Annotated in this window: 14 protein-coding genes; 3 read left to right on the top strand and 11 right to left on the bottom strand. The window is 59.9% G+C overall.

Annotated features, from left to right (window positions below):
- The first annotated feature begins 6 nt into the window (after window positions 1-6).
- Complete coding sequence (locus VCB98_RS00505; RefSeq protein ID WP_346049348.1) at window positions 7-750, top strand: MlaA family lipoprotein; 744 nt, start codon at window positions 7-9, stop codon at window positions 748-750.
- Between the two features lie 24 nt (window positions 751-774).
- Here the strand turns inward: VCB98_RS00505 and VCB98_RS00500 are convergent, their stop codons facing one another.
- The 11 genes from VCB98_RS00500 to VCB98_RS00450 all read right to left on the bottom strand — a co-directional run bounded on the left by VCB98_RS00500 (window position 775) and on the right by VCB98_RS00450 (window position 10,252).
- Window positions 775-1,092, bottom strand: coding sequence for an STAS domain-containing protein (locus VCB98_RS00500; protein ID WP_346049346.1), 318 nt, complete (start codon window positions 1,090-1,092; stop codon window positions 775-777).
- A complete protein-coding gene (locus tag VCB98_RS00495) occupies window positions 1,085-1,756 on the bottom strand; it encodes an MlaC/ttg2D family ABC transporter substrate-binding protein (protein ID WP_346049344.1) in 672 nt (223 codons plus the stop codon). Before VCB98_RS00495 ends, VCB98_RS00500 begins: the two co-directional genes overlap by 8 nt.
- A 3-nt stretch (window positions 1,757-1,759) precedes the next feature.
- Window positions 1,760-2,218, bottom strand: coding sequence for an outer membrane lipid asymmetry maintenance protein MlaD (gene mlaD, locus VCB98_RS00490; protein ID WP_346049342.1), 459 nt, complete (start codon window positions 2,216-2,218; stop codon window positions 1,760-1,762).
- Between the two features lie 3 nt (window positions 2,219-2,221).
- Window positions 2,222-3,004: a lipid asymmetry maintenance ABC transporter permease subunit MlaE gene (gene mlaE, locus VCB98_RS00485; protein ID WP_346049340.1), complete on the bottom strand. Its 783-nt coding sequence runs from the start codon at window positions 3,002-3,004 to the stop codon at window positions 2,222-2,224.
- A complete protein-coding gene (locus tag VCB98_RS00480; protein ID WP_346049338.1) occupies window positions 3,001-3,819 on the bottom strand; it encodes an ABC transporter ATP-binding protein in 819 nt (272 codons plus the stop codon). The genes mlaE and VCB98_RS00480 overlap by 4 nt, the downstream gene beginning before the upstream one ends.
- Before the next feature lie 67 nt (window positions 3,820-3,886).
- Complete coding sequence (locus tag VCB98_RS00475) at window positions 3,887-4,936, bottom strand: class I fructose-bisphosphate aldolase (RefSeq protein WP_346049336.1); 1,050 nt, start codon at window positions 4,934-4,936, stop codon at window positions 3,887-3,889.
- A gap of 163 nt (window positions 4,937-5,099) precedes the next feature.
- Window positions 5,100-6,200 carry a protein-glutamate methylesterase/protein-glutamine glutaminase gene (locus VCB98_RS00470; RefSeq protein ID WP_346049334.1) on the bottom strand — a complete coding sequence of 367 codons (1,101 nt, stop codon included), beginning with the start codon at window positions 6,198-6,200 and terminating at the stop codon, window positions 5,100-5,102.
- Between the two features lie 6 nt (window positions 6,201-6,206).
- Window positions 6,207-6,788 (bottom strand): chemotaxis protein CheD, encoded by a 582-nt coding sequence (locus VCB98_RS00465; RefSeq protein WP_346049332.1) that lies wholly within the window; start codon window positions 6,786-6,788, stop codon window positions 6,207-6,209.
- Between the two features lie 44 nt (window positions 6,789-6,832).
- The gene (locus VCB98_RS00460; protein ID WP_346049330.1) at window positions 6,833-7,675 is read right to left on the bottom strand and encodes a CheR family methyltransferase; all 843 of its coding nucleotides are present in this window, start codon (window positions 7,673-7,675) and stop codon (window positions 6,833-6,835) included.
- A gap of 215 nt (window positions 7,676-7,890) precedes the next feature.
- Window positions 7,891-9,642, bottom strand: a complete 1,752-nt coding sequence (locus VCB98_RS00455) for a methyl-accepting chemotaxis protein (protein WP_346049328.1) — start codon at window positions 9,640-9,642, stop codon at window positions 7,891-7,893.
- A gap of 85 nt (window positions 9,643-9,727) precedes the next feature.
- Entirely contained in the window at window positions 9,728-10,252 is a 525-nt protein-coding gene (locus tag VCB98_RS00450) for a chemotaxis protein CheW (RefSeq protein WP_346049326.1), read from the bottom strand.
- 419 nt (window positions 10,253-10,671) lie between these two features.
- Here VCB98_RS00450 and fliK point away from each other — a divergent pair, with 419 nt between their 5' ends.
- A complete protein-coding gene (gene fliK, locus VCB98_RS00445) occupies window positions 10,672-11,886 on the top strand; it encodes a flagellar hook-length control protein FliK (protein WP_346049324.1) in 1,215 nt (404 codons plus the stop codon).
- Window positions 11,883-12,197, top strand: coding sequence for an EscU/YscU/HrcU family type III secretion system export apparatus switch protein (locus tag VCB98_RS00440; RefSeq protein WP_346049322.1), 315 nt, complete (start codon window positions 11,883-11,885; stop codon window positions 12,195-12,197). The genes fliK and VCB98_RS00440 overlap by 4 nt, the downstream gene beginning before the upstream one ends.
- Window positions 12,198-12,201: the final 4 nt, after the last annotated feature.

Here is a 12,201-nt window from a genome sequence, read left to right as displayed (position 1 = left end):
TTTGCCATGCATCGATCCAGCCTGCGTTTTCTCGCCGCGCTCCTGATCGCATCACTTGTGGGTGCCTGCGCCAGCGTTCCCGCCGAGGATCGGGATCCGCGAGACCCCTGGGAAGGCTTCAACCGCAAGGTCTATGCCTTCAACGACGCCATCGATCGCGCGGCTTTGCGGCCGGTCGCCGTCGCCTACCGGGACAATGTGCCGCGGCCGGTACGAAGCGGCATCGGCAATTTTCTCAGTAATCTGCGCCAGCCCGTGGTGATCCTTAACAGCGGCCTCCAGGGCAAGGGTGGCGAGGCATTCAGCGGCACCGGCAGATTCCTGATCAACACAACCATTGGCATTGGTGGTCTGTTTGATCCTGCCACCCATGTGGGCCTTGAAGCGGCCAACGAGGACTTCGGCCAGACTCTGGGCGTCTGGGGTGCCGGCGCCGGCCCCTATCTGGTCCTGCCGGGGCTTGGCCCCTCCACGGTGAGGGACACCACGGGTATGGCGGTGGATAGCTATGTTGACCCCACCTATCAGACCATTCCCCTGCCCGAGCGCTACGGCCTCTATCTCATTCGCGCTGTTGACGTCCGGGCCGGGCTGCTGGATGCAGACCGTTTCCTGGAAGAGGAATTCGACCCCTATGTCACCATGCGTGAAGCCTATCTTCAGCGGCGCCGCCATCTCATCTACGACGGTGATCCACCGCCCGAGGACTGGGAAGACGACTGGGAAGATGACGATGACTGGGACTGGTAAGCGCCTGCGGCAGCCAGGCGCCTGCTAGCCACCAAGATCGCCAAACACCGAGTCGAGCTGGCTGATCCGAATCAAGGCCTTGAGCTGCTCGGGGATTTCCCCCAGCTTCAGCTGGCCTCCGGCCGCCTGACAACGGCGCCACCATTCCACCATGACGGCCAGGCCCGCACTGTCGACGCGCTTCACTCCGGAAAGATCCAGTTCCACGGTCGTGGCAAAATCCAGAGACTGGGACAGGGTCAGAGCCTGTTCGGCGGTGCCGAATACCAGTTCGCCACTCAGTCGGTAACGGCCCCGGCCGGCCTTCTCCAGATCCAGGCTGGATGGCGACTGGTCAGCCATTGTCCTGCTCAATAGATTCCTCCATCTCCTGTTCCTTACGACGGGTCCGGTCCCGAAGGCGCTCAATGACCGCATCGATACCCCGCTGACGAATCTCACTGTCAAAGGAATTACGGTAGTTGGTCACGTAGGAAACACCCTCGATCGTCACATCAAAGACTTTCCAGCCGTCATCGGTGTAGCGGAGAGCGAAATCCACGGGAATATTGGAAGCGTCATCGCGCACCACCTCGGTACGGACTCGAGTCCGCGAGGGGTCTGGCTCACCCCGGGTCGGCCGGACTTCGATCTCGATTTCGGACAGGTCCTGATCCACCAATGCGTCTGAATAGCTGCGCACCAGGAAGCGATAGAAGGCTTCGCCAAAATCACGGCGCTGTTGAGGGCTCGCATCACGACCATGTCGGCCGAGCACCAGGCGAGTGGCATAGGGCAGATCAAAGACCGGCAGCAGCAGATCTTCTACAAACTGATAAGCTGCGCTCGGATCATCCTGCATCTCGTCCTGACGCTCTCTCAGCTCACGCAGGATTTCGTGAGCGGTTTCCTCCACCATGACTGCCGGGTCCGGGAGAGAGTCCTCCTCAGCCAGGGATGACGCGGGAAGGGCTAAAACGGCCGCGGCCATGGCAGTCGTCAAGACCTGAATGATTCTGCTCTGCATAACTTAATCTCCCTGCATGGTCAGGAATTGGCCAATAATACGTTCAAGCACAATGGCTGATTGGGTATGAATGATCTGATCGCCCTCGGTTAAAGCATCTGGATCCCCCCCCGGGTCCAGGGCAACGAATTGCTCACCCAGCAAGCCCGAAGTCCGAATGGAGGCGATGCTATCCGCCGGTAGATTATCGTGACGGGCACTGATGCGAAGGGTCACTACCGCATCCAGACGATCGTCATCAAAACGGATATCACTGACCCTGCCGAGCCGCACCCCCGCCATGGTGACCGGTGCCCTGACCCGCAGGCCACCGATATCGTCAAAGCGGGCGCTGACTTCAAAGCTGTCCTCTGTTCCCAGAGTACGCATTCCGGTGGTCTGGGTTACCAGAAAGAAGATGGCCAGAATCCCCAAGAGGACAAACAGGCCGGTACCAAAATCCATTGCCTTGTTGTGACGCATGCCTCAACCCTCACCGACGATAATGGCAGTAATCAATAGGTTAATAGCCAGCACCGCGACTGCAGTGATGACGATTGCCCGTGTGGTGGCGCGACTGACACCCTCAGCAGTGGGCGGGGCATTGTAGCCCTCGTAGACGGCCACCAGGCTGGCCGTTATCCCGAATGCTATGCTTTTCCAGACGCCACTCATGACATCTGTCCGGACATCAACCGCCGCGTTCATCTGAGACCAGAAAGGCCCGGCATCCACACCCAGTAGACCCACACCCACGACATAGCCGCCAAAGATGCCCAGTGCACTGAAGATGGCCGCCAGCAATGGCACCGCAATCACACCCGCCAGAAAGCGGGGCATGATGACCCGTTTGACCGGGTCAACGGCCATCATTTCCATGCCTGACAATTGGTCGGTTGCCCGCATGAGTCCAATCTCGGAAGCCAGGGATGTCCCCGCTCGACCGGCGAATAGTACTGCGGTCAACACCGGCCCCAGCTCCCGAACCAGAGTCATGGCGACCATCACACCCAGGGACTCCGTGGCCCCAAACTGATTGAGTATGTGGTAGCCCTGCAGGGCCAGCACCATGCCCACGAATACCGCTGAAATGCCGATGATGAGCAGAGAGTGGGCGCCAATCCGGTGCAATTGGTACCAGACCAGGCCAAATCGCATCAGTGCGGCCGGGGTTTCCCAGAGCAACCGGCCCAGAAAGCGGGTCATGGCACCCAGGGTTTCCACAAACTCCCGCAGTGCCTCGCCCAGGTCACGGAACATGGCCCTCATCGTGGCACCTCTCGCAAGTCTTCAGGATAGTCCCGCGCCGGGAAATGAAAGGGCACCGGGCCATCAGAGAGGCGATGCATGAACTGGCGCACCCAGGGCGACTCCTCGCCCCGCAGCTCCTCCGGGGTCCCGCCGGCGATAATGCGGCCATCGGCAATGATCCAGGCCCAATCCGCCACCTGAGAGACTTCTTCGATGTCGTGGGAGACGATCACACTGGTGAGGCCGAGCGCCTCGTTGATCTCTCTGATCAGGCGAACGATCACACCCATGGAAATGGGGTCCAACCCGGCAAAAGGCTCGTCGTAGAGAACCAGCTCCGGATCCATGACAACGGCACGAGCCAAACCCACTCGACGGGCCATGCCGCCGGAAAGCTGAGAAGGCATAAGACGCGCCGCACCACGCAGGCCAACCGATTGCAGCTTGGTCATGACCAGATGATGAATCAGGCAATCCGGGAGCTGGGTATGCTCCCGAAGCGGGAAGGCGACATTCTCATAGACATCTAGATCCGTCAGCAAGGCACCATGCTGGAAAAGGAAGCCAATGCGCTTGCGCAGCCGATACAAGGCTTCTCGCCCAATGCCCGTCACCTCCTGGCCATCGACCCGGATACTGCCCCTCTCTGGCAGCAACTGGCCGGTTACTAGCCGCAGAAGGGTCGTCTTGCCGGTCCCACTGGGCCCCATGATCGCGGTGACCTTGCCCCGTGGGATGCTCAGACTGACATCTTCGAAAATCGGCCGTCCGTCGCGCTGGAAACGAAGGCCTTCCAATTCGATATGTGGTTCTTGCCCCGCTGGACGCGTCATGACGCCATCCTTGTTGAACAGGCCAAAAAAAGCCCCGGGAAGTGATTCCCGGGGCCCCAGTGCTTGCTTAGGCTGCCTTGTCCTTCTCCATATTCTCGGACCAGTCACCGGACCGGGCTGCGCCGTTGCAGCGGGCACGATGATAGTAGGCCTGCTGGGCAGCTTCCGCCTTGGACTCGTCGCCAGCCCAGGTCTTCAGGGCCGGGGCCTGAAGGGCACGGCCATAGGAGAAGCTGAGCTCCCAGGGATGCGGGCCGAGCTGGTTCATGATGTTCAGATGCTCGGTCGCCAATTCATCGCTCTGCCCACCGGAGAGGAAGACGATCCCCGGTACGGCCGCGGGCACATGGCGGCGCAGACAGCGCACGGTGGCCTCGGCCACTTCACGGGGGTCTGCCTGACGTTCTGCCTGTTTGCCCGCGATGACCATATTGGGCTTGAGCAGAATGCCTTCCATCACCACGCCGTGCTCGAACAGGGCATTGAAGACCCGATTCAGGGTCCGGCTGGTGACGTCCTCACAGACCTCAATGCTGTTACTGCCGTCCATCAGCACTTCCGGCTCAACAATGGGCACGATGCCGGCTTCCTGACACAGGGCGGCATAACGGGCCAGCGCGTGGGCATTGGCATCCAGGCACCAGTCCGAGGGGTGCCCCTTATCGGTGTCGATGCTGATCACGGCACGCCACTTGGCGAACTGAGCGCCCAACTCGGCATATTCGGCCAGGCGATCACGCAGACCATCCAGCCCCTCTGTGACCTTCTCGTCAGGATGCCCCGCCAGCGGCTTGGCACCGGCATCCACCTTGATCCCCGGAATGATGCCTTTGGACTTCAGCAGCTCGGGGAAGGGCGTGCCCTCCCGGCTGGACTGGCGCAGGGTCTCATCAAAGAGGATTACACCGCTAACGAACTCCTCGGCGCCAGGGGTGGTGAACAGAATCTCCCGATAACGGCGGCGAGTCTCTTCAGTGGATTCCACACCCACCGAGTCCAGCCGCTTCTTGATCGTCCCGGTACTCTCATCGGCGGCCAGAATACCCTTCCCAGGGGCCACCAGATCATTGGCAACACGCTTTAGCTGGTCCAGCTTACGCTCGAATTCCGCGTTCATTTCTCTGCAACCTCCACTGTGATTCGCTTCCGCCAGGGCTAATAGGCGCGGGACAGGAAATCCGGCGGATTCCGCAGGCGCGCCTGAGCATAATCGGGGTATGTTAGCAGATGCCGGGCACCGCCCGGTACTCCCCCGGACGGGGGAGTCGTGGGGGGCAGATTCAGGCCGGGCGGGCCGTGTCTCCCTGCGCGAGGGCCAGCATGCGGGCAGGAATGGCCTCGAGGCCAAGGATCTCCTCCGCCGCCCCTAACTGGACCGCCGCCCCGGGCATGCCCCAGACGGTCGAGCTCGCCTCGTCCTGAACCATTGTGGATGCCCCGGCCTTGCGCATTTGCAGCAGCCCTTCGGCACCATCACGGCCCATGCCGGTCAATAAAACACCCACCGACTCACTCCCCGCCGCCTGGGCCACGGACTCGAACATCACGTCAACACTGGGGCGATGGCGATTGACCGTCGCCGATTGATCCAGTCGACAAACCAGGCGGGCACCATCACGCCGAAGGCGCAGATGATAATCCCCCGGGGCCACATAGGCATGCCCCGGCATGAGAGGAACGCCATTCTCCGCTTCCCGAACCGTGAGACTGCAAATTCCATTCAGACGCTCCGCGAAGGGGCCGGAAAAACTGGCGGGAATGTGCTGGCTAATAATGATGGGCGGCGCGTTGGGCGGCAGGCATTCCAGCACTCGGCGGATGGCCTCGGTACCACCAGTGGAGGCCCCTATCGCCACGACCTTCTGCCGACCGCCGGTGCTTCTGGCCTCGTAGGCGCCGGCCTCCCTCAAGGACTCCCGGACCCGCTGACGAAACGCCTCTCGGGCCTCGCCGGAGTAGGTTTCCCGCGAACTGACCCGAGCCCGAGCCGCCGCCTTGACCTTGGAAACCACCTCGGCAGCATAATCCTGCAGCTTGACCGACAGTTGCTGTGCCGGCTTGGTCACAAAATCTACCGCTCCCAATTCCAGAGCCTGAAGGGTCACTTTCGCTCCGTCATGGGTGAGGGATGACACCATGACCACTGGCATGGGACGCAGACGCATCAGGTTTTCGAGAAAGGTGAGCCCATCCATGCGAGGCATTTCCACATCCAGGGTGATCACATCGGGGTCATGTCGCTTGATCTGATCCCGTGCGACATAGGGGTCGGGTGCGGTCGCCACCACTTCGATCCCGGGATCGGATTCCAGCATCCGGGTCAGCAACTTACGGACCAGAGCGGAATCATCCACTACAACCACACGAATCTTGCCTGGCATACGCAATTATTCTCCTCGCAATGCAGCTTCAGTCCCGCCGTGACGGCGCGCCACCACAGACTCTACCCCACGGGCCCGAGGCTTCTGCAACTGGACTCGACCATTTTCAGTAAAGAAGCGAATGACCCGATGCTCCCGCCCGCCAACATCCCGGGCAATCACCGGAATTCCCAGCCTCTCAAGCACTTCTTCTGCATATCCGATATTGCCACGTCCCACAGGCTGCATACCGGCCAACATCTCCGCGCCACCAAACAGCTTGGCCTGCATCCGCGTGCGACAGGCACCCATCCGCTCCATGCCATCCACAATAGCCCTCATGGCATAGACGCCATACCGGCAATCACCTTCAACTTGTTTATCGGCAGAAACGCGATCAGGCCAGGGCAGCAGGAAATGGTTCATCGCCGCCACCGGTCCCTCGGGATCCCGCAGGCAAACCGCCACACATGAACCCAACAGGGTGCTGATTATCGCCGGCCCTGCAGCGACGCAATAACCACCCGCATGAATCCGAAAAACATCTCGGTCAAGCCTGGGATCGAAGGTCGAAAAGCCTTGAGAGTTACCGCCAAAAACCTGACGCATTTTGCGTGCCTCCGACATTCCCATGCACCATAACCGCCATCAACTCAGTCCCGCCTCCGATAAATGGTCTTGCCTATTAGTTGATAGCGGTCAGTCAGACCATGAAGGGACTCTGAATGCCCGAGGAACAAATGCCCTTTGGGGGCCAAATGATCGGCGAACCCCTCCACGACCTGCTTCTTGTGTGCACGATCAAAATATATGATCACATTACGGCAGAACACTGCATCAAAAGACTGCCTTATTCTCCATGGTTGAATCAGATTCACGCGTTGAAACTGCACAATTTCACGCAACGACTTGCCTACACGCACCTTGCCTTCATTCACGCCCTTGCCCCGCAGGAAGAAACGACGCAGACGTTCCTGAGAGACATCCTTGAGACTCTCCATGGGATACACACCCTCTTCCGCCTGCCGCAAGATGGCACCGTCCACGTCAGTGGCCCAGATTTCGGCCCGCCATCCGGGATGAGCGTCCAAAAACTCCGCCATGACCACGGCGATGGAATAGGGCTCTTCGCCACTTGAACAGCCTGCTGACCAGATGCGTATCACCCGGTCTCGCTGATGCCTTTGCACCATCTCCGGCAGGAAGGTCTCGCGAAGATAATCAAAATGGTGAGACTCGCGAAAGAACTGGGTGACGTTCGTGGTCATGGCGTTGACCAGCTCTTCCAACTCTGCCTGATCACCCTTGCGCAGTCGTGCAAGATACTCGGCAAAGGAGGACAAACCCAGGGCCCGCACCCGTCTTGAGACCCGGCCATAGACCAGATCGCGTTTGCCACTGGCGAGGGCGATCCCGACGCTTTGCTCGATAATGCGACGCAGCTCCTCGTATTCAGCGTCCGAGAACGCATACTGCTTGGCTGAGGACTGTTTCATCGGTACGGACATCGTCAGTGGCCTGCTCCCCAGATTATGGCAAAATTCTCTCAACTAACAGAAGCTCAACCGATAAAAATCAGTTCAAGCCCGAGACTGCTACTCCACTGTCTTGGCAGGGAGCCAAAGAAAAAGGGTGGCGAGTCAGAGACGCCGCCACCCTTGATGTTAATACCCACATCGCAACTTCCTGCCAGAAGAAGGCATGAACGGCGTCAGAACTCCTCCCAAAGGTCATCCTCAGACCGACTGGACTGAACCGGGCGCCCAGACTCCTGACGACGTGGACTAGACTGCCCCGTATCCTGTCCAACACTTGATTGCTTGGCACTCTGCAACTGGTCCTTGACCCGCTCCTCCTGTTCACGGGTGGCACGCTTGGCCTCATGGCTGCGCTCCGCCAGGATCTGTCCTTCCTGGTCATCCGCACCCAGACTGAAAAAGGCGACACGATCCAGCAACTGACCGGCCTGCTCCTGCATGGAACGGCTGGTAGCGGCAGTTTCCTCCACGAGCGATGCGTTCTGCTGGGTGACTTCGTCCATCTGCATGATGGCCCGATTGACCTGATCAATACCGGAAGCCTGCTCATTGGAAGCAGCGGCAATCTCGGCGACAATCTCTGTCACCCGGCGCACATTCTCCACGATGCCTTCCAGGGTCTGGCCGGATTGCTCCACCAACTCGGAGCCGTTCTTGATCTTGTCCACACTGTCGTTGATCAGATCCTTGATCTCCTTGGCGGCCTTGGCACTACGCTGAGCCAGGTTCCGAACCTCCGTTGCAACCACGGCAAAGCCGCGCCCCTGCTCACCCGCCCGGGCCGCTTCAACCGCCGCATTGAGAGCGAGCAAATTGGTCTGGAAAGCAATCTCATCGATCACCGAGATAATCTCGACGATCTTGCCACTGCTTTCGTCGATCTCGCGCATGGCCCCCACCGCCCGCTTGACCACCTCGCCACCACGCTCGGCGTCTTGACGGGTCCCAGAGGCCAGTTGATTGGCCTCTTGGGCGTTATCCGCATTGTTCTTCACCGTGGAGGTCATCTCCTCCATGCTGGAAGCGGTTTCTTCAATGGAGGAAGCTTGCTCCTGAGTACGCTGAGCGAGATCATCCGTACCGGAGGCAATTTCCTGGGCAGCAGCATCCACGGAGGTGGCCGCTTCACGCACCCGGGTCACGATATCGGCGAGCTTTTCATCCATGCGGGAGAGATCCTCGATCATCAATCCCACTTCATCCCGTACCTTGACTGTTGTACGGTTATTGAGCTGACCATCAGCGATACGGCTGATCACATCGGAAGCCTTGGCCAGGGCAGAATTGATATTGCGAATTGTGCCCCAACCGAGAAAAGCGATGACAGCCAGGGAAATCAACAGAACCACCGCGGCGGCAAGAACCAGATTGCCGATTTGCTCACCCAGTTCATCGCTTACTTCATTAACCCTATTGCGCTGATATTCCACCAACTGACGAGCTCCTCGCTGCACCATTATGCTAGCCGGCTCCAACTGGTTCTGCGTCAGCATGATGGCCAGATCAACATTCTCGTCCAGCAATGCATCAAACACCCTTTCCATGGCTTCGGCCTGCTCCTGACGAGCCGCCAGCCAGTCCTGCGCCATCTCCCGCTCCTCATCCGTGGCGACCATGCCTTCATACCGCTCAAACAAGCGACTGGTATCCGCCTCGCGTTCATCCACTTCATCCATTGTCCGGTTAATCACATTGGGCAAGGGTTCGCTGAGGGCCTCCAACACGCTTTGGCGCTGCATCAGTTCATTGACATAGATCTCGTTGACAAGCTCGGTGACTTCGACATTCTGGCCGACGATTCGATCAAGAGCATTGGCACCCATTCGGCTGCCATTCAGCCCCATCATGCCCACCACGAGCAATACCAGAGCAGCAACCAAGATCAACAAGGTCAGGCGCTTTTTGATCGTCAGAACCATATTCATTTCTCATCCCCTACGCGATTCGCTGCTATGCATGCACTTGGGTCAGACACCGGCTCGCGCTTGCCAAGTAAGCAGCGCCCAGCCCTCATTCGCCCCACTCACGCAACTCTTTGAGTTCCCAATCCCGAAACAACCGGTCTGCGTCGAGAAGCATGAGCATGCCCTCACCACTGGTGGCAATGCCCTCAAGGTATTCCGTATCCACAGCCGTTCCCATGCGGGGCACTGGACGAATTCCGTCCTCCGGCACCCCGATCACGTCAGCCACCTCATCAACCACGATACCCACATCATGTCCGTCTTCGTCCTCGTCCAGATTGAGGATGATAATCACCGTTCGATCACTGCTCTCAGTCACTGGCAGGCCAAAACGCAGCCGCATATCCACCACCGGAATGACGGCACCCCGCAGCTTGAGCATGCCCAGCATCCATTCGGGGGCACCGGGCACCTTTCTGACTCGGGACCAGCCGCGAATTTCCTGGACCCGGACAATGTCGATCCCGTACTCCTCGCCGCCGAGACTGAAACTGAGGACCTGGCGGCCATCATCCTCGAAGCCGGCCAGTACGGAATGGTCGGATTGTTCCCAACCGTCTTGTTCAGTCATCCTGATCAGGCTCCCTTGTGGGACGGAAGTGCCGGTAGCGACCGGGCAAATCACTCGCAAACAACCTGCCCGAGCTTGCGTTGCCACATAACAGTTGACGGCAAGCAGTGGAGAATCTTGAGAAAAGTACTGTCAAATCTCCGACAACCATGGCCATGAGTCCACCTGCAGCATGAATCGTGCCAGATTCCGGCCAGTATGCCGGCTAACACGCCTGGGTGTATTCTAACCGGAGACGGTGATCATTAGCTGCTGCAGGCCCGAGAGGTTGCGACAGGTATCCAAGAGGCAAACCCATGTCGGATCTGAGACCGGGGGATATCCCCCCAACCAGACAATCCCGGGCCGGGAACAGCCTGCCTTCAAACTTCCGGCCGGGTCAGGTCCTGGAGGCACGAGTGGTTTTCCAGGATGGACGAATGGCACTGCAAATTGGAAACCGCCAGCTGCCCCTTACGGCTGATAGCCCCACACCCCCTGAGGGGAGCCGGCTTCGGCTCGAGATCTTGAGAACCCGCCCGGAGCTGGCCGTCCGAGTGCTGGAAACCCTGGCTGCGGATCGGGCCGGCAGCCCCGCCCACCCCCGAGGCCTGGAACTCAGTCGCGCTGACGCTGCCGTTCAGGCCCTGACGCGGCAAACTGACCCCCGCCAGCTACTGCTGGGCCTGCGTCAGCTATTGGCGGCAGTGAATACCCCGCCAGATCAACAAGTTCGCACCGCCGGGCCAGCGGTGAGCGGTGGCGAACAATTCCGAACCCTGCAACGCCTGCTGTCCCCCATCCTGAATGCCGTCCCCACCGCAAGCACCGTAAGCACCCCGGATGGATTGGCTCGGGCTCTCACGGACAGTGGTTTACTGACCTTGCACCGCCTGAGCAGCGAAGCGGCCGGGACAACCCCGACAGGAGGACTCCAGCGCGACTGGACAGCCGTACTGGCCCGTGCGCTGCTGGGCCTGCGTGATGCCATGCGGGAAGGACGCCTGCCCGAGACCATTGCCTCCGGCAGGGACGTCGCCCGTGGCCAACCCCCTCCCCCGCCCGGTCGCGGCTGGCCTCTAGGCCCACCCCCGCCGTCCGCACTGCAGTCACAATTGGCTCAGGGACAAGGAGGCAGCCTGGCCAAAGCAGCCATCAGCGGCCAGCAAGGGCAACTACTGCGAGAACTGCCAGAAAGCCTGCGCATCGTGGTGCGCCAGATTGAGGGTGCGATTGCCCGGAGTGAATTACATCAATTGGCCTCCATGCCACCCGAGTCGGATGGCGGACGCCAATTGCTTTGGTTCGAACTGCCGGTACAGCGACAAGCGGCCTATGATCTCTGGCAGTTTCAGTTCCAGCAACACAAGAGCCGGCGCGAGGACAGTGAATCGGTCTGGACCGCCCGAATTGCGGTGAACATTCCCGGCCTTGGCCCCTTCTCCGCCAGTCTGCGCCTAAAGGGGGAGCGCCTGTCCATTCAATTACACGCCAGCGATCAGTCAGGCCATGCGCTGGTGTCCGCCAACCTCGACGAACTGCGTCGGCGCCTGCGCTCCGCGGCACTGGACCTGGAGCATCTCGGTTTGTCCGTGGGAGAAGCCCCACAGGCCGACAGCGCCCTGCCCCGGCAATTGTTCAGGAGCCAGGCATGAGTGAGCACAGCTCTTCTCGAAACGATGCCGAGTTGGCGGTGGCGCTGCATTATGACGGCGAGGGGGCACCGGAAGTTACTGCGAAGGGGCGCAGGAAATTAGCCGCAGAAATCCTTGAACTGGCGGAAAGCCACGGCATCCCCATCCACGAAGACCCGGAGCTGGTGCAATTTCTGGCGCGGCTGGAGGTGGGAGATCAGATCCCCAGGGCCCTCTACGTGGCGGTCGCTGAAGTGATCGCATTCGCCTACTGGGTCTCGGGGCGAAGCCCGAAGAATACCAGCGACCAGGACACTGACGGGACGACCTGAGCGA

Origin of the sequence: Natronospira elongata, from assembly GCF_034931365.1 — a bacterium.
GTDB lineage: Bacteria > Pseudomonadota > Gammaproteobacteria > Natronospirales > Natronospiraceae > Natronospira > Natronospira elongata.
Note: the sequence above shows the minus strand (reverse complement) of the source record. Positions and strands in the feature narration are given on the sequence as shown.